Origin of the sequence: Arthrobacter sp. zg-Y769 (assembly GCF_020907405.1) — a bacterium.
Taxonomy (GTDB): domain Bacteria; phylum Actinomycetota; class Actinomycetes; order Actinomycetales; family Micrococcaceae; genus Arthrobacter_B.
This window is the reverse complement of the sequence record NZ_JAJJOE010000016.1, coordinates 47,313-68,578: the sequence shown is the minus strand read 5'-3', so window position 1 is coordinate 68,578 and position 21,266 is coordinate 47,313. Positions and strand designations below refer to the sequence as shown.

The following is a 21,266-nucleotide window of genomic DNA, read 5'->3' as shown; positions in this document are numbered from 1 at the left end:
TGTGCGTCCCAGCCAAGAAAGTCGCAAATGTCCACCTCAGTTTCAGCCGGCACTGTCCGGGCCCCGAAAGCCTCCCCGCACAAACGGGCACTGCGCCGTGCTTCCTGGATCGTCACCCTTGGCGGCTTCCTGTTTGGCTATGACACGGGCGTCATCAACGGCGCCCTGCCCTACATGGATGACGATCTCGGCCTGACCCCCTTCACCGAAGGCCTGATCACCTCCAGCCTGCTCTTTGGTGCGGCGTTCGGCGGGGCTATTTCGGGGAAGCTGACCGATCGGTTCGGCCGGCGCCGGATCCTGATGGGTCTCGCCGTCGTCTTCCTGATTGGTACCCTCGGCACCTCCCTGGCACCGACGATCGCCGTGATGGTGCTGTCCCGGATTGTGCTCGGTCTGGCCGTGGGCGGCGCCTCGGCGCTGGTCCCCCTTTTCCTGGCCGAGCTGGCGCCGGCGGAACGCCGCGGCCAGATGGTTACCCGCGACCAGCTCATGATTGTCACGGGCCAGCTGGTCGCCTTTGTTGCCAACGCGGTGATCGGCAACATCTGGGGCGAAGACCAGGGGATCTGGCGCTGGATGCTGGTGGTCGCCACCCTGCCTGCCATTGCCCTGTGGATCGGGATCGCGTTTGTTCCCGAAAGCCCGCGCTGGCTCGCCTCCAAGGGGCGCTTTGCCGAAACCCTCGCGGCTCTCCGCCGGATCCGCAGCGAGGAAGACGCGCTGGCCGAACACAGCGAAGTGCGCGGCCTGGCGGAAAAGGAATCGGCGCAGGCAGGCACGCTGCGCGACTTTGCCGAACCCTGGCTGCTGCGGGTGCTGCTGATCGGTATGGGCCTGTCGATCGTCCAGCAGATCACCGGCGTCAACGCCATCATGTACTACGGCACGCAGATCCTGGCCGACGCCGGTTTTGGTACCGAGGCGGCGCTCACCGCCAACATTGCCAACGGCGTGGTGTCCGTGGCAGCGGCAATCTTCGGCATCTGGCTGCTGGGCCGCGTGCGCCGCCGGCAGATGCTGATGACCGGGCTGATCGGTACCGGGTCTTCGCTGCTGCTGATCGGACTGGTCTCCATCTTCGTCACCGAAGGCAGTGCCCGCGGATACCTCATCCTGGCCCTGACGGTGACGTTCCTGGCCTTCCAGCAGGGCGCCGTTTCGCCGGTGACCTGGCTGATGCTCTCGGAAATCTTCCCGCTGAAGGTCCGAGGCCTCGGTATCGGTCTGTCCGTCTTCGTGCAGTGGATGACCAACTTCGCCGTTGGCTTCTCCTTCCCGATCCTGATGGATGCCATCGGCATTTCGAAGACGTTCTTCATCTTCGTGGTACTTGGGGTGCTGGCGCTGGTATTTGTCCGCCGCTTCGTCCCGGAGACCCGCGGGCAGAGCCTGGAACAGGTGGAAGAACAGCTCCGGGCAGTCGGTACGAAGTAAGCGCCGGGGGCACACACGACGAAGGGAACCAGCCGGCGGCTGGTTCCCTTCGTCGTTATTCGGCGCTAGGGGATCGCAGGGTAGGCGGCCACGGTTGGAACCGTGACGGACGCGGTGAAGCTGGTCAGCGCCGTCGCCTTCGGCAGTGCATAGACGGAGGTGGCGGGCGTGATCTGCAGGACGAGCCGGGTATTGGGACCGGCGGTGTAGGAAACCTCTTCCAGGGGGACGGTCAGGGTGTGTTCCTTCCCGTCCAGGATCAGCGGAATCGGTGTGACCTGGTTGCCCAGCACCAGGGAGGACCGGGACCGGTCAATGATCTGGGCAAAGACGTGGGTGTTGACCTGCCGGGCAGAGCCGCGGTAGGTCAGCGTCAGCTGTGGAGCCCCGAAAACCGACGTCGTCACCGTGGGTGCGCTGATGGGGACGTTGACGGCCACCGGCGCGACGGCGGCCGCAACAACGGCCCCGCTGACGGCGGCGGGGGAGAGGATGATTGAACCCTTTCCTGCGCCGGACAGTGCCCCCGTGGCCTGCGGGTAGCCCGGCGCTCCCCGGGTCACGCCGGCCTGGTCGATGAACTGGAACGCCGCTCCGGTATCCACCGGCTCGTTCCGCAGATAGCGGGCAAACCAGTTCAGCACGGCGGGGGTGATCCGGTCCGGTCCGGCAGTGGAGTTGCACAACCCGTGTCCGCCGCAGAACTGCAGCATCTTGGTAGGCGTGCCCGTGCTGCGGATGAGGTCATAGTTGCGTCGGGCCTCATCCAGGGTGAAGAGCGTATCGGCCGTGCCCTGGATGATCAGGGTGGGAGCCGTGATCGAGGTGAACAGGGTGTCCGGGGTCAGCGATTCAAAGTAGGCGATGGACTCGGCGCTGAGCTGGTTCGGGTAGGTCAGGCCTTCCTGGCATGCCTTGCGGACCGGAGCCGCGAGGGCACCTTGGTTGCCCACGAGGGAGCCCAGCTGTCCCAGCGCCGTCCCTTCAGCGCAGAGCAGGGCACCCCAGCCGGTCTTGAACGAGCCGGCCTTGTACAGGCTGGTGGTCAGGTCATTCCAGGCGATGGTGGGGGTGATGGCGTCCACGCGCTGGTCCTGTGAGGCGAGGACAAACTGGATGCCGCCGCCGTAGGACGCACCTGCCATGCCGAGGACGGGGTCGCCGGGGGAATCCAGGCTGGCTTCGGGCTGGGCCGCGATGTAGTCGATGATCGCGGAGCCGTCCCGGCCTTCGTAGGCAGGGTTGTTGACATAGGCTTCGCCGCCGCTGAGTCCGAAGCCGCGCGGATCCCAGGTCACCACGTTGTAACCCGCGTCCCGCAGGGGCGCGATGCCGATGGAGCCGATCAGCGTACTGGTGGAAGACAGCGGGATACGCCCGCCGGGCAGCCCGAACCCGGGCCCCACCATCACGGTGGGTGCCTTTTGTCCGGCGGCAAGGCCGGTCGCCGGGAAGAAGTTCGTGTGGATGGGGGTGCCGTCGAAGCTGGTGATGACGACGTCGGTGCGGATGGCGGGTGCGGGTGCGGCCGGTGCCGCCGGTGCAGCGACGGCGGGAGCGGCGGACAGTGACGAGCCCAGAAGTGCGGCGGACACCGCCAGAATGCCCAGATGTTTCCTCATAGTGACCTCATTGTCTGCGAGAAGGTACGGGTGGTTACCGTTCGGTAACTTATCGCAGACTATGAGGAGGAGCGCGGGGGCGCAAGGAACCTGGTAAATCCGGACACCGGAGGACGAGTTTCGCGGTTACCTCTTGCACCAGAACGGTTTCACGGCTACCGGTCTGGCGGCCGCGATACCGGCCGGGCCGCCTCAGGGAGCGGTCTGGGAGACCTCGTTGTACATGGACGGATCGCTGGAGCACTCACTGGTGAACAGGAGCGACTGCTGAAGGGAATTGGACCAGTACTTGGTCCGGCTGCCATTGTCGGTCTCAGCGGTGACCGTCCAAGTTGCCTGCGGCGGGTCACCCGGTTCCGGCTGGAACTCAGCAGTGATGGTCATGCCCCTGCTCTCGAAATACGCCCGCATCTGCTCACGGGCTCCTTCAGGGTCCTGGGGAGGGGGGCCAAAGACGTGCTGCTCCATGTGCCACGGACCCGTACTGGCATCAGCACCCTCGCAGGGGCCGGGATAGAGCACCTGATCATCTTCGAGGGACCAAGGTGTGTCGTCACCTAGCTTCCAGCCTTCGGCCCCGGTGGCCCGGATTGCTGCGTCCGAAGACGCCAGGAACTCGTCGTAGATCTCCCGGGACGTCCGGTGGGTGTCCGGCATTCCCGCCGAGACGCTGTCGGATTGGGGTTCCATCTGATCAGTCCTTTCGGTGCAGGCTGTGGTTACGGCTGGGGATAGGACTAGCAGAAATCCTATTCCGAGAAGCCTTGCGGAATTCACGGATCGGGAGCGGTGGTCTGGGCGCCGGAATTCACCATGGTTCACTTTCCGACGCTCCCTTCCATGAGTTGCTTTCCTTCGCCTGTGGTTGCCATGACGATACCGCGGAGGCTGCTGGAATCCACTTTGAGGTACTCGACGAGATCGTGTTTGTCAGTTTTCTTCTCCAACTCCTTGCCATCGGCGGTGGTGAGGCCCTCCGAGCTGAAGCCTTTCCCGCCCCAGGTCTCATCCGTAGGGTCGATGCGGAGGTTCTCACGGGAAGTGAAGTTGGATACAACTTCGGTCCCCCAAATGCCCGTGCCGGCGAGTCCGTCCCCATCGGCTGTGGTCACATAGACATCCCGCCGCCCATCCGCACCACGGTCAACATTGAGATGTTCAGCGGTAACGAACTCGTCTACGCCCGCTGATCCGAGATATACCGCAGACGTTACCGGATAGAGGGTTTGGCCGAGGGCCTTGGTGGTCAGGGTGGTCCCGTAGGAGTGCGCCACGACGTTCACATCAGGAGCTGGAAGGCCTCCTGCCGTACGGGTCAGGTAGACACCGTCCAAGGCATCTGCGAGCCCCTTCGAGCCTGCATCGGCATGGGCATCGCTCAACACTTCGGTCACGCCCGGCGTTTCGTAACCCATATAGGCTACGACGGCCTGATTGCTGCCCGTGGACGCTTTCTGCTCGCGCGCCAGAAGCAGTGCGTTGTCGACCAGATCCCCCATATTGGTGGAGTAACTGTCCATGCCGGGGACAAGGTAGGTGGCATTCGCCGCCTCGTCGAGAAAACCAATGGAGACGGCCGCAGTGGGGTGTTCGAGTGTCGGGTCAAACGCGATAAGGCCCCTCGGCTCGGGGCCGACCCGGTACAGGGAATCCCGAATCGCCAGAAAAGCATCAAACTGTTCGTCCGTATAACCTCCGGGAGAGGAAATCACCTGGTCCAAAACCTCGCGGTTGGCCCTACTTCTGGTCCCGTACGGCGCACCCTCCAAGTTGCCCAACAGGCCGGGCATGGACGTTTCCAGTCCGGCGCGTTGAGCTGGTGTGAGTGACTTCCAGAATGAGGCTTCCGCATAGGCACCCATACCTTTAACGAACAATGCGGCCGCGGGCACCGCAGCCACAAAGGCCTCCATCTGGGCAGGCCCCATTTCACCGAGTAGACGGTAGAACGCGGCAATATCCTCCGCAGATGCATCCGCCTTAGTGGCGGCAGCGAAGGATGAGGCCAGATCCTCGGCCGCATCCGTTTCCAGATCCATCTGTGGTGCGTCATAGGCAGAGACCACATGTGAGGACGCCCGGGAGGTTTCCCGAAGGACGGACTCGCAAGCTGCACGCGCACGCTCGTAGCGGTCTTCGAGCTCTGCGGCCTCGTTCAGGTAGGGGATTGCGGCCCGGTCAACCAGGGCATGCGCGCCGTCCCAGTCGCCGTCATCGTTTCCCATCTCTTCGGCGATGGGCTGGATGCGAAACTCTTCGTCCCTGATCCGCGCCTCGAGGTCTTCCCTGGCGGCCTTGACCTCCGCCAGTTCGGCAGCGAAATCATTGAGGGCGTTGACTGCGGAGGACACATTCTCCAAATGGCTTTCTGCGTTCTCGGAGGGTTTGTCCAACGCCTTCAGCACTTGGTCTCGCTCCGGAGCTGCGTAGAGAGTGTCCATAGCAGACCATTTATTACGAATAGATGAGATGGATTCCCGGAAGCCGATCGCGGAAGCGAGCATGTCTGCGGCAGCTGCCTGGATTGGTTCCGCTGCAGGAAGGTCTCGCAGCTTGGACGTGTCAACGCCAAAATCGATTTTCATGCCACTGCCTTGGACTGGCGGATTCCGTGCTGGGGCGGTGTCCAGTATTCGCCGGATGCCGCCGCGTGCTGGGCGTTCTGGAACATTTCTTCATCGCCCGCCAGGTATTCGGAAACTGCTTGCGCGGTGCCCTGGACCGCATTGTTGCAGCGAATCATGATGTCGGTTGTATCCGCCCGGAATATATCCTCATGAACCCGCGATACCTCGGTATCCAGCCCTGCGCAGCCGGTGACAGCTTCCTGTAGTCTCACGGCAGCGTCCGCTAAGTCCGTCCGGCTCTCCTCGAGGTCTTCCAGATCCGCTCCGATATCGCTGAGTAGGCGGCGTACCTCCGACACCTGAATATCCACCCTCATGATTTCCCCCCCCGAACTCGAAATGATATTGAGGAGCATACAAGTACCGATGCATGGAAGAACATGGGTAGTTCTGCCCATGCCGAAGCCACGAAAAATGAAACACAGAAAAATGCAGGAAGTCCCCGACACGGATTTCGTGTGGGGGACTTCCTGTATTAGGTTCGGGACCTTTTAAAGGACTGCCTGTATTCGTGCCGACGGGTTATTTGCGTTCCGGCACGGCGTTTACCCGTGCCGGGGTTTCCGGGCCGTCGTCGTGCTCCGTGGTGTGCAGATCGAAGGAGGAACCGTGTTCCTCCACGCCGGACTGTATGGCCCGGTCCACCACGGAAACGGCGAGCCGGCGCCGCAGCGAGAGCGGGTCCTTGGCCAGGTCCTTGGCGAGGGCGATGGTCATCAGCAGCATAACCACGGCGAAGGGCAGCGCGGCCACAATGGTGATCCGTTGCAGGCCGTCGAGCGCCTCGGCAGGGTCATCGCCGCCGGCCAGCAGCATCACAGCCGCCACGGCGCCGGTGAGGACACCCCAGAAGATCACGACGCCGCGGGACGGGTGCTCGGCCCCGTTGGAGCTCAGGGACGCCATGATGATGGAGGCCGAATCCGCTCCGGTGACGAAGAAGATCGCCACCAGGACCATGGCGAGGATGCCCACCGCTGCGGCTAGGAGGTTCGGCATGGGGAGGGCTGCAATCAGATCGAACAGCGAGCCGTCGAAATCAATGGTGGGCTCGCCGTCGACCATCGTGGTGAGTCCCGGTGTGCCGTTGGCTGCCGCTTCCCGCTGCGTACCGATCGCTGCGCCGCCGAAGATGGAGAACCAGACCACGCTGACAACGAAAGGAACCACCAGCACGCCGGTGACGAACTGGCGGATGGTGCGGCCGCGGCTGATGCGGGCAATGAACATACCGACAAACGGCGTCCAGGACAGCCACCAGGCCCAGTAGAAGATGGTCCAGCTGGAGAGCCAGGCGCGCATGGATTCGTCGCCTGATACCTCAGTGCGGGACGCCATCTGAGCCAGGTTAGCGGCGTAGTCACCGATGGCCGCCGGAATGACGTTGAGGATAAAGAGGGTCGGCCCCACAACAAACACGATGGCGGCCAGCACCAGCGCGAGGACCATGTTGATGTTGGACAGCCACTGGATACCGCGGGAAATGCCGGAAACGGCGGACGCCACGAAGCAGCCGGTGAGGATCGCCATGATCGCAACCAGGACGGTGGTTCCTGCGGTTCCCAGGAACCCGACCGACTGCAGGCCGCTGCCGATCTGCAGGGCGCCGAGGCCCAGCGAAGCGGCGGTACCGAAGAGGGTCGCGAAGATGGCGAAGATGTTCAGCACCTTGCCCAGCGGTCCCTCTACCCGCTTCACGCCGAAGAGTGAGGTGAAGGCCGAGGAAATCAGCTGACGGCGGCCGAGGCGGTAGGTGCCGTAGGCCATGGCGATGCCGACAACGGCGTACATGGCCCACGGATGCAGCCCCCAGTGGAACAGTGACGTACCCATGGCGGTCTGCAGCGCTTCCGGCGTCTGGCCGTCAACGGTGCCGGGGGGAGGCGAGATGTAGTAGAACAGGGGCTCGGCCGCGCCGTAGAACATCAGGCCGATGCCCATGCCGGCGGCGAACATCATGGAGATCCAGGAGATCGTCTTGAACTGCGGTTCCTCGCCGTCCTGGCCCAGGGGAATCCTGCCGTAGCGTCCCACAGCCAGCCAGATCACGTAGACCACGAGGAACGAGGCAAGGAGCACAAAGAACCAGCCAGTGTTAGTGATGACCCAGTCCAGTGCCGTGGTGGAGGCGGAGGAGAGACTTTCGGTCCCGAAGAAGCCCCAGGCAATGAAGGCGAGTGCAAGGACGCCGGTGACGGCGAAGATCACTTTGTCGAGCTTCGCAGGTACACCGCGGTTGAGCGCCGCTTCCTGCTCGCGCTGCCCCTCGAGCATCTGCTGGACGAGTTCGTGCTCCTGCTCCACGATGGGCACTGATGACGTGGCGGGATCTTCCGCTGTAACGGAAGTGTGGGTAGTGGCGGGAACCGGGGCGACGGGATCAGCCGCATGCCTCCCGGCGTCGCGCGGTGGACCTTCTGTGGTAGCCATAGGCCTTCCTTATGTCAGCATGTAAGCGCAAAAGGGCCCGAGCCCTCCTTCGAGGACCCGGGCAGGCAGAATGGCAGTCACTCTTTATTTGAGCGTGCAACGGACTGGTTTACGGCCCGCCGGAATCTATAAAGTAACGCTGCCTAGCTTCTGCGTCCCTTTACATAATTCGCAAGTGTGTTAGTTCCAGACTCGCGTCCCGCGGCAGGTCAAGTCAAATTGGACAGGAGCCCGGGGCCGGCCCTTGTCCGCCGGCCCCGGGCCTCACGGCATCGCTGAGCATGGGGCGCTGGGGATCCCCGAGACCGTTAGGTTGTTGGCACCCGCATGTTGGGATCCTCGGAACACGGACCCTCGTAGGACAGGCTGCTGAGGTGGTTGCCTGTCTGGTAAATCAACCCGTTATCCGCGGCATCCTCAGGTGGTGGTCGTCCTAGGTAGTCCGGAATTCCATCTCGGGATCGTAAGAACATGGTCCTTCATAGCTCAGGCTGCTGAGATGGGTGCCGGCCTGGTAAACCAATGTGCTTCCCTCGTCGTCCTGGAGGGTAACCATGATGTAGTACCCAGGTCCCAGGGACTTGGGCACTGGGGAATCGTAGCGGTTGGTTTCGGTGAACCCCTGCTGTTCGAAATGGGAGACATACTTCTCCATGGCGGCTTCCGGGTCTTCCACCGCGGGGCCCATGATCATCGAACTGTAGCGGTACGCGCGATTCTCGCCGCTGCCGGGCTTCAGCCTCGTGCAGGTATCTGCGATATACCCGCTCGTTTTCGTACCGTCCCAAGCGGAACGTGCATCATTGGAATAGGTCCACTGTCCACCGTGGACCTTGGTGGTTTCGTCGCTCAGCTCCAGCATTCTGGCTAGCAGCTCCGAGGCGGGCCTGGATTGGTCCACGGTTTCGCTGTGTTCACTCTTCATGGTGTCCTCTCCGCCCAAAGGCATCATGCAGCCGGTCAGGGTGAGGCAGAGGGTCGCTGCAAGAAGGGCGGCGGCTCGTCGAACCGTTATTTTGACTGCGTGCTTCTCTGCAAACAAACCCATATGGGCGTTTGTACGTTTCATGGCCCCCCTGCCATATTCACTACTTAGGTGGTGCGGATGTCCATCGTCGGATCGTCGGAGCAGGCTCCTTCCACCGTCACGCTGCTGAGGTGGGTGCCGGCCTGATAAATCAGCTTGGTTCCCTCGGCGTCCTGGACGGAAACGATGATGTACCAGCCGGAGCCGAATTTCTCCGCCACCTCTGCATCAAACCTGTTGTCTTCGGTGAATCCCTGCTGCCCGAAGTGGGCTACGTACTTCTCCACCGCGGCCTCCGGGTCCTCAACGGCCGGACCGTACAGCGTGTTGGCGTACCGGAAAAAATCCTTTGATCCGGGGCAGCGTTCGCTGATATATCCTGCGGTTTCGTTGACGTTCCAAGGCGTGGCTTCTTCATTGCCGTGCGTCCACGGTCCACCGTGGAGCCTCGCGGTCTCGTCGCTGAGGCTCATCATTCTTTGGAACATTACGGAGGCGGGCTGGGATTGGTTTTCCGTTTGGGTGTCCATATCGCCCTCCCGTTGGGGACCAAGCGGTGCGGCGCAGCCCGGGAGGGCTACGCTGAGCAACAGCAAACCCGCTAGGGCAATCTTCATTGATCCTCGCTGTAGACAGAAACCACATCCCGCGTGTTCCTGGTGAACATTGCTGAGTGGGTCCGAATGCATGCGTCTTCAGCTACACGCAGTTCCTCCGCGAGTGCATCCGCCCGCTGCTGAAGACGCAGTTGAATCACCAGGTCCTCACCCAAGTCAAAGAGTTCGCCCAGGGGATGGGGTGTGAGGTCCTCGCTCCGCTTGGCGTCTTCCGAGGCATCCGCCTGTTGGGCCTGGAGAATGTCTGCCTGGAGTGCAGCCCTCTTTAGCTTGATTGTCTCAACTGCTTCCGCGAAGGCTTCGAGGGCACTGACCGACGACCCAACCCCATCGGCGATCTCCGCGCTGGCATTCCGAGGCTCATCCATGGCGGTGTAAACGAGCGTCTGTTCCGGCGCACGATAGTAATCCGTAAGGGACCACCATTTCATCTGGGCGGCGCCATAGGCGTTGGTCATCTGGGCAATTAGTGCCCCCAGATCACGGGCGACGCTGGGGATTTCGGTGGTGTCGGGGAGATTATCGGTGCCGCTCAGATCGACTGCAATGCTCATGTCAAACCCCACCTTCCCCGGGGAGCCGGGCTGGGAGCTGATTCGGTGGATACCTCGTCGGCGCGGGAAAATAGTTCGACTAACGGAATTTCTTCATTTACGACCGGTGCAGGTCCGGGAGTGGCCCCTCCGCTTGGAGGCAAGGTGACCGGCAAGTCCGGGTTGGGGAGCGCAGGCACGCCTCGGGCATCAGGCCCCTGGCCCGGAGCCGGTTCCCCTGGAATAAGGGTGCCGACCCCGGGTCCCGGGACAATCTCAGGCTGCGGCGTGATTCCACGTTCCGGATTGCCGGTCTCAGGGATCGGGATCCCTACCTGCGGTGGTTCAATGTGCGTGTTGGTGAATCCGATGTCCGGAACCGGGGTCATTAGCCGCGGCGGCTCGATAGTGGCAATCCCCGGCAGCGGCGTGGCCACGGGCCGGTCCGGGACATGCCGGTCCCAGTGGTCCCGGAGATTGTCTTCGGGGACAGGCATCCACCACCGATCGAACACGGGCGGGTCCGGGATAAACCGGCGGCCGGGCAGCGGAAGCAGCTCGGCTTTGGGGATCCTGAGCATCAGGTCCCTGAGCACGGGCGGCGGGTCTTGGAGGCGCCGCTCAAAGATGTCCCGGAGGTGGCCTTCCGGGATCTTCAGCATCAGGTTCCTGAGCACCGGCGGCCGGTCCTTCGGCTTGTCACCCGCTTCGACTCCCGGCTGGCTATCGGTATTTCCAGGGACGATCACACCCGGTGCGGGCGAGACCTGCGGGAGGGGAACGGGAGCAGCAACTGCCGGAGCCGGGGCCGGTATATGGGCCGCAGGAGCCGAATCAGGCAACGGCTCGGCAGGGCTGACAGGTGCCGCCGGCCCGGCCTCCGGCGGGGGTGTCAGAATGCCGAGGCTCGCAGCGGCCTGCTGGGCGGTGGCAACCATCTCATAATCACCGGCGGCATATTCGCTCAGGGCCCGCCGCGTGGCCAGGATGGCGTTCGCCGATCTGGTCGCCAAAGCGTTAATATCCGGCAGGAGCATTTCCCTGGCGTAGTGCGAGAACGAGGCCAGCGCCCGGCTGTCTCCGAGCGCCGCTTCAACAGCGCCGATGTAGTTCTGCATCTCGGCGGGGACATTTTCGTTTGGCTGCAGTAGTGCTTCGGTCTCACTGATGATCCCGCCTGCTGCTGCAGCGTCTATGTCATAGGCGCTCATGTTCTCCCCCTTGTACGGGCCCCGAACGGCAGATTGCCCCCTGCAGTCCCGAGGCGGCGGGAGAGCCGCTCTATGACAGTTCCCCCTGAATGTCAGGAAGAACATAACCCGCCGAGAGGAATCCGTACATGGGGAGAACTACCCATGCTCCCCGCCCTACAACGCGGTTGTCCCGAAGACCATGCCCAGCAGATACGTGGCGGCGGCTGCACCCAGGCCAATTGCCAGCTGCCGCAGTGCCCGTTTCAGGGGCGAGGCGCCCGAGAGCAGGCCGACAACGGCGCCGGTCATCAGCAGCGCCAGGCTCACCAGGACGCAGGAGAGGACGACGGCGGCCATCCCGGTGAGTCCGAACAGGTAGGGGAGTACCGGAACAACTGCACCGGATGCGAAGAAGCAGAAGCTGGAAGCAGCAGCACCCAGCCCCGTCCCGACGGACTCGTGCTCGTCGCGTTTTTCTTCGGCGTCGGCCTCGGGGTTGAGGGAGAAACTCGGATCGCAGTCGCAGCTGTAGAGTCCCATCCGTTCCGCTGCACGGTGTTCGGCTGCCTCCTTGGTCATACCGCGTGCCCGGTACACCAGCACCAGCTCGTTGGCGTCGATGTCCAGCGACTTCGCGGCCGACAGCGTGATCTGGGTGGGCCGGGAGGCCTCCAGGAGTTCACGCTGGGACCGGACCGAGACGTACTCACCCGCCCCCATGGACAACGCCCCCGCAAGCAGGCCGGCCAGACCACTGATGAGGATGAACGTACTGGACACCCCGGTGGCGCCGATGCCCATGATGAGGGCAAGGTTGCTGACCAGGCCGTCATTCGCGCCGAACACCGCCGCCCGGAAGTTCCCGGACAACCGGGTCCGTCCCCGGGTGGCCAGCCCGCGGATCACCTCCTCGTGAATCTGTTCATCGGCGGCCATCGCACTGGTCGCATTGGGATCCTGCGCATAGGGGGAGCGGCCCTCGGCACGCTGTGCCAGGGCCAGCACGAACACCGAGCCGAAGCGGCGGGCCAGCAGGCCGAGGACGCGGTTGCGGAAGGACGCGCGTGCCCTGCGCCCGGCGTCGTCGCCCAATAGCGTGCGCCAGTGCTCTTCATGGCGCCCCTCGGCCTCGGCCAGCGCCAGCAGGATGTCGCGTTCCTCACCGTCCCGGCGTTCCGCCAGGTACCGGTAGGTTGCTGCCTCGGCCTGCTCATCGGCCAGATATTGCCGCCAGCGCTTTTTATCCGCGTTGGAAGGAACGCTGGAATCGCCGAAGGCGGGATCCGGCGGGGATTGGGAATTCACGGTGCTCCTGACAGGGACCGGAAACGGGGATCCGGTCAGTTTCAAAGTTAAAGACAACTCTTCTGACCGAAGGTCTCGCTCGCCCGCGGCAGGTGCCGGCGGGTGGACTGCCGGGACGCCGCGGCGTCCAGTATGTCGACAGGCCTCGGCGGAAAATGAACCATCTGGGAAGACCCATCAAGTCCGCACCGGAGCTACTCCCCTTCGCGTGTCCAAGTGTAGTCGAATCCGCCGTCCGGGCCGGACGGAACTCCGGGATACGCCCGAGCCCGGTTTCGCCCCTAAGCACCCTGACTTCTTGTCCGTGACGGGCAGGCGCTACAGTCGGATTGTGAGCAAAAACTTCCCTCTTACGGATCCTGCCCGGCCTTGGACGCGCCACTACAGCGAGGGAGTCCTGGAAGGCTTCACCCTCCCGGATGAATCCCTCGTTGACGTGGTGGAGACTTCGGTCCGCAAATACCGGTCCAAGACCGCCCTGCAGTTCTTTGGTGCCACCACGTCCTATGAGGAACTGGGTGACCAGATCCGTCGTGCTGCGACGGGGCTGATGAAGCTCGGCGTGCGCAAGGGAGACAGGGTGGCCCTGGTGCTGCCCAACTCACCGCAGCACGTGGTCGCGTTCTACGCGGTACTTCGGCTGGGCGCAGTAGTGGTGGAACACAACCCGCTCTATACGGACCGCGAACTGCGGCACCAGTTCGAGGATCACGGCGCCACCGTGGCTGTCGTCTGGGACAAGGTTGTAGAGAACATCCAGAAGCTGCCGGCAGATATTCCGGTGCGCAGCATCGTCTCGGTGGAACTTATCCCGGCCATGCCGCTGATCAACCGGCTGGCGTTGAAGCTCCCCGTTCCAGCCCTCCGCGAGGCGCGGGCCGCCCTTTCCCCTTCCAAGCGTCCGCCCCGTGGGCCGCGGCGAGTGGTCGGCTGGCGGGAACTGCTGGACAACCGCCCGCTGCGCAAACGCCATCCGCGCCCGGAGCCGACGGATCTGGCAGCGATCCAGTACACCAGCGGAACCACCGCAGACCCCAAGGGTGCAATGCTGACGCACGCCAACCTCGTGGCCAATGCGGCACAGGGACGGGCGTGGGTTCCCGGGCTGAAGCCCGGCAATGAAACCTTCTACGCCGTCCTGCCCATGTTCCATGCGTACGGACTGACCCTGTGCCTTACCACAGCCATGAGCCTGGGTGCCCGGGTGGTGCTGTTCCCCAAGTTCGACGTCGATATGACCCTCAAGGCCATGAAAAAGACCCCGGCCACCTTCCTTCCCGCGGTGCCGCCGATTTACGAGCGGTTGGCAGAGGGCGCCAAGGAACAGAATATTTCCCTCAAAGGTGTCCGTTCCGCCATTTCCGGTGCCATGAACCTCCCGCCTCGGACGGTCGAAATCTGGGAAGAGGCCACCGGGGGACTCCTGATCGAGGGCTACGGCCTGACTGAAACGTCTCCTATCGCGCTGGGCAACCCGTTCGCCAAGTCGCGGAAACCGGGAACGGTGGGCGTTCCCTTCCCGCTCACCGACATCCGGGTGGTGGACCCCGAGCATCCCTCGGTCGACGTGCCCCAGGGCCACCGGGGTGAACTGCTGATCAGGGGCCCGCAGGTCTTTGCCGGCTACTGGAACAAGCCCCGGGAAACCGAGGCGGTACTGCTCGACGGCGGCTGGTTCCGTACCGGGGACATTGTCACCGTGGACGAGGACCACTTTGTTACCATCGTGGACCGGATCAAGGAGCTGATCATTACCGGCGGCTTCAATGTGTCCCCCTCGGAAGTGGAAAACGCCCTGAAGCGCCACGAATCCGTTGACGACGTCGCCGTCGTCGGCCTGCTCAGTTCCGGCGGCGGTGAGGAAGTGGTGGCAGCGGTGGTGCCCAAGGCAGGTTCCCGCTTCAACGCCGAGGAACTGCGGGCATTCGTGCGCAAGGAGCTGGCAGCCTATAAGGTGCCCCGCCGGATCGTGGAGATCCAGGAGCTGCCCAAGTCCCTGATCGGCAAGGTCCTGCGCCGGCACGTCCGTGACAGCCTGCAGAACGACGACGCCGGTTCCGTGCCCGCCGCCGACACCGCAGAAACGAATTCCCCCACCGACCTCCAGACCAAGCCGTGACCAGGAAGAAGCGAACATGAGCGCATCAAGCCAGAACAGGGTTGACCGGGATCCCCAGCCGGACCACGCACGGCCCGGCCGGTACTGGAGCGGTGCCCTCGGCCATGCCGGGCAGCGCTCCGCCCAGATCCTGCTGATCCTGCTGCTGGTTTCCGTCACCGTCTACGGGTTGCTTCAGGTCACGCTGGTGGTGATCCCCGTGCTGCTGGCGCTGATCCTCGGTGCGGCAATTGCTCCGTTCGTAAACTGGCTGCGCCGGAAGGGCTGGCCCAGCGCCCTGGCAACAGGACTGTCCTTCCTGCTGCTGCTCGGCATCTTCGGCGGGTTGGTCACCGGAATCGTGTTCGCCATCCGCAGCGAGTGGGGCGACCTGGTGGACCAGGCCGTTGCAGGCTTCGACCAGCTCTACGACTTTGTACTTAACGGCCCGCTCCCGATCGACCAGGAGATGCTCGCCACCGCGCGCGACGCCGTCATCGACTTCGCTACCAGCAGCACGGTCAGCAGCGGAGCCATTGCCGGTATTTCGGCGGCCACGACCTTTGCCACCGGGTTCCTGCTGATGGCCGTGGTGCTGTTCTACTTCCTCAAGGACGGGGACCGGATCTGGGCCTTCTTCCTGCGCATGTTCCCCGAAGGGGACCGCCGGGACAAAGCACGGCTCTCCGGGTTCCGCGTGATGGAGGTCCTCGGCGGGTACATCCGCGGCACCGCCATTGTGGCGCTGGTCGATTCGGTGTGCATTGGCGCGGCACTGTTCATCCTGCAGGTTCCGCTGGCCTTGCCGCTGACCGTGATTGTCTTTGTCGGCTCGTTCATCCCGCTGGTCGGCGCCACCGCAGCCGGTGTCTTCGCAGCCCTGATCGCGCTGGTGGCCAACGGGCCGGTTGTTGCCCTGATCGTCGTTGTGGTGATCATTGCGGTGAACCAGCTGGAGGGAAACTTCCTGCAGCCGGTGGTGATGGGCAAGTCTTTGAGCATCCACGCCCTGGTGATCCTGCTTGCCCTGACCGCCGGAACCATCCTGGCCGGCATTGTCGGCGCCATCCTGGCCGTCCCGATCGCGGCCGTGGGCTGGGCCGTGATCAAGGTCTGGACCGGAGAAGACGACGGCGAGGATCTCGACGCGAAGGAGATCCCGGATCCGAAGGACCAGCCGGAAATGGAATCTGCGGAAAAGTAGCTCCGGCATGAAGGCCCTGCCCGTAGAACCAACCAACGCCCCGGTGGCCATCGGTGTGCGGATCCGCTCTGCCCGCCAGGCCCGGCACCTGACCATTGAACAGGTGGCCGCGGCCACCGGCCTCACCAAGGGGTTCCTCAGCCGCGTGGAGCGGGACCTGACCTCTCCGTCGGTGGCCTCGCTGCTCACCTTGTGCCAGGTGCTGTCCATTTCCATCGGCGACCTCTTCGCCGCGCCGGAAACCAATGTGACCCGCTGGGCGGATGCCCCGCGTATCAGCCTGGGCGGCGAGGGGATTGTGGAACGTCTGGTCACAGCCCGGACCGAACGGCGCGTCCAGGTGGTCCGCTCGGTGGTGGCGCCCGGCGGATCCGGCGAAGCCGATCTCTATTCCGTGGACTGCGAGGTGGAGGTGCTGCACGTTGCCCAGGGCAGCTTCGAACTCATCCTCGGCAGTGAGCGGATTGAACTCACCACGGGGGACACGGTCACGTTCCCCGGGCGGGAACCGCATTCATGGCACAACCCTTCGGACGAGGAGGCAATTGTGCTCTGGACCCTCGTCAGCCCGGGCGGCAGCTAGGCTGCTGCCCGGGGGCGGCTAGGCTGACAGGGCTCCGCCCGCCTCCAGGCCGGCCGGCTGGCCGGTCAACCGCTGCAGATAGTCAACCGCACCGGTAATGTCCCGGCCCTCTGACCGGTAGCCCACGTAGCCGTCGGGACGGATGATGAGCAGCTCGGGCCGCCGGGCGCTCAAGCCCAGGCGGTGGAAGGCCAGCCCGCTGACGTCCTTGATGATCCCGGGAGCATCGGCAATGAGGCTGCTGCCGACGGTCAGGTACTGGATATTCAGCAATCCGGTGAGGTGCGGCAGTGCTGCCCGGACCTGGTGCGGTGTGTCCTGCGGCCAGCCGGGTCCGCTGAGCAGGACGGAGAAGCCGGGCGTGGCCACCAGATCCTGCAGGCGCCGTTCCCGGTCCTGGTAAAACACATCGGCATCGGGCAGGCGGTCGCCGGGCCGCGGGCCGCGGGCCAGAAGGGCCGGGCGGCGGGAGTCCCCGCCGTCGACCATGCTGCTGCCGCGGTAGTTGACGTTCAGCTGGGCCATGGTCCGGAAGAGCCGTGAGCGCAGTCCGTCCCAGCCCATGGCCTTCGGGGCCAGTGCGGGCAGGAGCTTGGTGCGGGGGAGCTTCTTCAGCCCGTTACGGCTGGTGGCCAGCTTGAAGATGCGGTCCGTCGTGGACACGACTTCCTGGCCAACGGGCCGCCGCTCGGCGTCGTAGCTGTCGATCAGTTCATCGCTAGCGAGGCCGCGTGCACCCAGCGCCAGTTTCCAGCCCAGATTCAGGGCATCCTGGATGCCGGTGTTCATGCCCTGGGCGGCAACGGGGGAGTGGACATGGGCGGCGTCGCCGGCCAGGAACACCGATCCCCGCTGGAAGAACTCGGCCATCTGATGCGAAAGGCGGAAGGTGCTGATCCACTTCGGATCCCGCACCTGCAATGCGCCGTGCGTAAAGGTGTCCGCCAGCCCCTGCAGTGTTTCCAGGGTGGCCGGCCGGTGCGGCGGCTTGATGGCAATCATCCGCCAGGTGGCCGAACCGCCGAGCGGGAAGAGGAAAAGGAAACCGTCCTCGGTGGGGTAGGAATGCACGGCGTCCGCTTCCGCACCGTCGATTTCGACGTCGGCCAGGATGAAGGTGTCGGGGTAGGCGCCCCCGCGCCAGTCCATGCCCGCCTTGGCGCGGACCGTGCTCTCCGCGCCGTCGGCACCAACAACATAGCGGGCACGGACGCGCTCGATGCCGCGGTCCATCCGCTGGATCTTGGCTTCCATGCCGGCAAACGGGTCCTCGGGATCCAGGCGTTCCAGGTCCTGCAGCTCCACGCCGCGCTCGATACGTACCCGGCGGGAAAGCAGGTGCTGGGTAAGGATGCGTTCGGTGTCCGTCTGGGACAGGAACAGCAGCTGCTGGAAGGCTGAATCCTCCAACCCCGTGTCGAACAGGTCCACTTCCAGCGTTTCCTCCGGCAGATGGAGGTGCAGCTCGCGGGCGGGACGCCCGGCGGCCACCAGTTCGCCGCTGACACCGAACGGCCGGAGCGCTTCCAAGGTGCGCGGCTGGATGGCGATGGCCCGCGATTCGGTCCCGGGGGACTGCCGCCGGTCAATGATGCGGAAACTCGCACCGAAAGCGGCCAGTTGGGCGGCCAGGGCAAGACCCGTAGGTCCGGCACCCACAATCAGGACATCGACGTCGTAGTTCGGGTCTTCGCTGTTATCGTGAGCCGCCATGCTCTCAGCCTAGTCTTGACCCCAACCGCAGTTCCACTTTAGCTTTTGGGTAAACTTTTGGTTACCCTCAGGTAACGCACGGCCCCCGGGCGACGACGCCCCTCCCGATCCGGAGACAGCACCTATGGATAACCTTCCCCGCGTCAACGCCAATGGCCGCATCGGACCCGTGGACGCAGCGCAGGTCCCGCGCTACGCCGGGGCGGCCACTTTCGCTCGGCTGCCCCGCCTGGACCAGGTGGAGCGCGCCGAGGTCGCGGTGGTGGGTGTGCCCTTCGACAGCGGAGTGTCCTACCGCCCCGGAGCACGGTTCGGCAGCAACCACATACGGGAAGCGAGCAGGCTGCTGCGCCCGTATCACCCGGAGCTGGACGCCTCGCCGTTCGAGAACCTGCAGGTGGCGGATGCCGGGGACATGGCCGTAAATCCCTTCAACATCAACGAAGCCATTGAGACCGTCCAGCAGAATGCCCTGGACCTGACCGAGCACGGCACCAAGCTGCTGACGCTGGGCGGGGACCACACCATCGCGCTGCCGCTGCTGCGCGCAGCCGCCGAGCGCGCCGGCTCCCCGGTGGCCATGCTGCACTTTGACGCACATCTGGACACCTGGGACACCTACTTCGGCGCCGAATACACGCACGGCACCCCGTTCCGGCGCGCGGTCGAGGAAGGCATCCTGGATACCGACGCCATCTCCCACGTGGGAACCCGCGGTCCCTTGTACGGCAGGAAGGACCTCGAGGATGACCGCCGCTTCGGCTTCGGCATCCTGACCTCCCCGGACGTCTTCCGGCAGGGCGTGGACGAGGTGGTGGCGAAACTGCGGGACCGCATCGGCAACCGGCCGCTGTATGTCTCCGTAGACATCGATGTCCTGGACCCGGCCCACGCCCCGGGTACCGGCACGCCCGAGGCCGGCGGCCTCACCAGCCGTGAACTGCTGGAAATCCTCCGCGGGCTGCGCGGACTCAACCTGGTGGGCGCCGACGTCGTCGAGGTCGCCCCGGCCTACGACCACGCCGACGTCACCGCAGTGGCTGCCTCGCACGTCGCCTATGACCTGATCACCCTGATGGGACTGACCGCATGAACACCGAGCCCGCTGTCCCCGACGCCGGCACCAATGCCGGTTCCGGTCCCGTCCGCAACGGCGGAGACCTGGTGGTGGAAACCCTCGAAGCCCTGGGCGCCAGCAAGGTGTTCGGCATTCCCGGCCAGCACGCCCTGGGGCTCTTCGATGCACTCTCCCGCTCACGGCTGGAATTCATCTCCTCCCGCGTGGAAAACAACTCCGCGTTTGCCGCCGACGGTTTCTCCCGGGCCACCGGACAGGTAGGGGTGCTGTTCCTCTCCACCGGTCCAGGTGCCCTGACCTCGCTGGCAGGACTGCAGGAGGCCTATGCCACCGGCGTGCCGATGATCGTGGTGGCCAGCCAGATCCCCATCGAGGGCCTCGGCGCCCGGCGCCGGGGAATGCTGCACCAGCTCGACGACCAGAAGGCTTCCGCAGCCAATGTCACCAAGAGCCAGCGGCTGATCCAGCACGCCTCCGGCATCCCGTCCGCTATCCAGGACGCGTGGACGGAAGCCATTTCCTCGCCCGCGGGACCGGTCTGGATCGAGATTCCGCAGAACGTGCTGCTCAACCCTGTGATGGTCCCTGCCGTGGAAGATGCGCTCGCGGAGCCGTTCGACAATCCGCCGCGCAGCGAACTGGTTCAGGAAGCGGTGCGCTGGCTCGCGGCCGCCCGCCGGCCCGCCGTCATTGCCGGCGGCGGGGTGCGCCGCAGCGCCGCCGAGGCCGCACTGCTCTCCATTGCCCAAAAGCTGCATGCCCCGGTGATCTGCACACCCGGCGGCAACGGCGCCTTTCCCTGGAACCATCCGCTCTCCCTGCAGTCCTGGATGGAGGACAGGTATATGACGGAGGTGCTCGAGGACGCCGACGTACTGCTGGTCATCGGCTCCTCGCTGGGCGAAGTTACGTCCAACTACTTCACCATGGCGCCCCGCGGCAGGATCATCCAGATCGACGCCGAACCCCGGGTGCTCGAGTCCAACGGTCCTGCGCTGGGCATCCGTGCCGACGCTGGGCAGGCGCTGGATGCCCTGGACGCCGCCCTTGCGCCGGCAAACCACCGTCCCGACTGGCACGGCGAAAGTGCCGAGGAGCTGGTCGCCGGCGCCCTGGCCCGGGTGCAGGAGCGGCTGGATTCCCAGGGGCTCGGCATGGAACGCCGGTTTTTGGCGGACATCCGCGCCGCCGTCCCGGACGATATGCAGACCTACTGGGACATGACCATCTCCGCCTACTGGGCCTGGAGCTGCTGGGATGCGAAATCCGGCCAGTTCCACTCCGCCCAGGGCGCGGGCGGGCTGGGCTACGGCTATCCGGGCGCGATTGGCGGGGCGGTGGGCCTGGGGGAGCGGGTGCTTGCCGTGTCCGGAGACGGCTCGGCCATGTATTCCATCGCGGAACTGGCCACCGCGCGGCAGCATCGCCTTCCGGTGACCTGGCTGATTGTCGACGACGGCGGCTATGGGATCCTGCGCGAATACATGGAGGAGGCCTTCGGCAAGGCCACCGCCACCGAACTGGCCCGCCCGGACTTCGTGAAGCTCGCGGAATCCTTCGGGGTTCCCGCCCGCCGCTGCGCTCCCGAAGATATCCGCGCCGTCTTGGCGGAATCCTTCACGGCCGAAGGACCCAACGTGGTGGTGGTCGAGGCCCGCATCGCGCTGTTTGCGCCCACCCATTTGGCCTAGGCCTTCGCTGCTCCCTGCCGCAGCGGACCGGAAAGTGAAACCTTTCGGTTTAGTTAGTTGACCTAGGCAAATTTCCTTGTATAGTTGCCTAAGTCAACTATCAGTACC

At 64.5% G+C, this 21,266-nt stretch carries 17 protein-coding genes; 6 read left to right on the top strand and 11 right to left on the bottom strand.

Annotated elements, in window-relative coordinates:
• Positions 1 to 27 precede the first annotated feature (27 nt).
• Positions 28 to 1,437: a sugar porter family MFS transporter gene (locus LOC60_RS14785; protein WP_230026394.1), complete on the top strand. Its 1,410-nt coding sequence runs from the start codon at positions 28 to 30 to the stop codon at positions 1,435 to 1,437.
• Positions 1,438 to 1,502: 65 nt separating this feature from the next.
• Here the strand turns inward: LOC60_RS14785 and LOC60_RS14780 are convergent, their stop codons facing one another.
• From LOC60_RS14780 to LOC60_RS14735, 10 genes are all read right to left on the bottom strand, one after another.
• Positions 1,503 to 3,059: an alpha/beta hydrolase family protein gene (locus LOC60_RS14780; protein WP_230026393.1), complete on the bottom strand. Its 1,557-nt coding sequence runs from the start codon at positions 3,057 to 3,059 to the stop codon at positions 1,503 to 1,505.
• 192 nt (positions 3,060 to 3,251) lie between these two features.
• Positions 3,252 to 3,749, bottom strand: a complete 498-nt coding sequence (locus LOC60_RS14775; protein ID WP_230026392.1) for a hypothetical protein — start codon at positions 3,747 to 3,749, stop codon at positions 3,252 to 3,254.
• Positions 3,750 to 3,877: 128 nt separating this feature from the next.
• Complete coding sequence (locus LOC60_RS14770; protein WP_230026391.1) at positions 3,878 to 5,644, bottom strand: alpha/beta hydrolase; 1,767 nt, start codon at positions 5,642 to 5,644, stop codon at positions 3,878 to 3,880.
• Positions 5,641 to 6,042 (bottom strand): DUF6507 family protein, encoded by a 402-nt coding sequence (locus tag LOC60_RS14765; RefSeq protein WP_230026389.1) that lies wholly within the window; start codon positions 6,040 to 6,042, stop codon positions 5,641 to 5,643. Before LOC60_RS14765 ends, LOC60_RS14770 begins: the two co-directional genes overlap by 4 nt.
• Before the next feature lie 166 nt (positions 6,043 to 6,208).
• Entirely contained in the window at positions 6,209 to 7,960 is a 1,752-nt protein-coding gene (locus tag LOC60_RS14760; protein ID WP_230026511.1) for a BCCT family transporter, read from the bottom strand.
• Between the two features lie 589 nt (positions 7,961 to 8,549).
• A complete protein-coding gene (locus LOC60_RS14755) occupies positions 8,550 to 9,185 on the bottom strand; it encodes a hypothetical protein (protein ID WP_230026388.1) in 636 nt (211 codons plus the stop codon).
• 23 nt (positions 9,186 to 9,208) lie between these two features.
• The gene (locus LOC60_RS14750) at positions 9,209 to 9,673 is read right to left on the bottom strand and encodes a hypothetical protein (protein WP_230026387.1); all 465 of its coding nucleotides are present in this window, start codon (positions 9,671 to 9,673) and stop codon (positions 9,209 to 9,211) included.
• Between the two features lie 83 nt (positions 9,674 to 9,756).
• A complete protein-coding gene (locus tag LOC60_RS14745) occupies positions 9,757 to 10,314 on the bottom strand; it encodes a hypothetical protein (protein WP_230026386.1) in 558 nt (185 codons plus the stop codon).
• Entirely contained in the window at positions 10,311 to 11,504 is a 1,194-nt protein-coding gene (locus LOC60_RS14740; RefSeq protein WP_230026385.1) for a DUF6507 family protein, read from the bottom strand. Before LOC60_RS14740 ends, LOC60_RS14745 begins: the two co-directional genes overlap by 4 nt.
• 156 nt (positions 11,505 to 11,660) lie before the next feature.
• The gene (locus LOC60_RS14735) at positions 11,661 to 12,791 is read right to left on the bottom strand and encodes a VIT1/CCC1 transporter family protein (RefSeq protein WP_230026383.1); all 1,131 of its coding nucleotides are present in this window, start codon (positions 12,789 to 12,791) and stop codon (positions 11,661 to 11,663) included.
• Positions 12,792 to 13,122: 331 nt separating this feature from the next.
• Between LOC60_RS14735 and LOC60_RS14730 the strand changes: the two genes are divergently transcribed.
• The 3 genes from LOC60_RS14730 to LOC60_RS14720 are packed head-to-tail and all read left to right on the top strand — an operon-like array spanning position 13,123 to position 16,676.
• On the top strand, positions 13,123 to 14,910 hold the full coding sequence (locus tag LOC60_RS14730; RefSeq protein ID WP_331460835.1) for a long-chain-fatty-acid--CoA ligase: 1,788 nt from the start codon (positions 13,123 to 13,125) through the stop codon (positions 14,908 to 14,910).
• 16 nt (positions 14,911 to 14,926) lie between these two features.
• Positions 14,927 to 16,093: an AI-2E family transporter gene (locus tag LOC60_RS14725; RefSeq protein ID WP_230026382.1), complete on the top strand. Its 1,167-nt coding sequence runs from the start codon at positions 14,927 to 14,929 to the stop codon at positions 16,091 to 16,093.
• A 7-nt stretch (positions 16,094 to 16,100) separates the two neighbouring features.
• Entirely contained in the window at positions 16,101 to 16,676 is a 576-nt protein-coding gene (locus LOC60_RS14720) for a helix-turn-helix domain-containing protein (protein ID WP_230026381.1), read from the top strand.
• Positions 16,677 to 16,694: 18 nt separating this feature from the next.
• Here the strand turns inward: LOC60_RS14720 and LOC60_RS14715 are convergent, their stop codons facing one another.
• Positions 16,695 to 18,389: an FAD-dependent monooxygenase gene (locus LOC60_RS14715; protein ID WP_230026380.1), complete on the bottom strand. Its 1,695-nt coding sequence runs from the start codon at positions 18,387 to 18,389 to the stop codon at positions 16,695 to 16,697.
• Between the two features lie 124 nt (positions 18,390 to 18,513).
• Between LOC60_RS14715 and speB the strand changes: the two genes are divergently transcribed.
• Both speB and LOC60_RS14705 read left to right on the top strand, forming a co-directional pair.
• Positions 18,514 to 19,482 carry an agmatinase gene (speB, locus tag LOC60_RS14710; RefSeq protein WP_230026379.1) on the top strand — a complete coding sequence of 323 codons (969 nt, stop codon included), beginning with the start codon at positions 18,514 to 18,516 and terminating at the stop codon, positions 19,480 to 19,482.
• Positions 19,479 to 21,158 (top strand): thiamine pyrophosphate-binding protein, encoded by a 1,680-nt coding sequence (locus LOC60_RS14705; RefSeq protein ID WP_230026378.1) that lies wholly within the window; start codon positions 19,479 to 19,481, stop codon positions 21,156 to 21,158. Before speB ends, LOC60_RS14705 begins: the two co-directional genes overlap by 4 nt.
• Positions 21,159 to 21,266 lie beyond the last annotated feature (108 nt).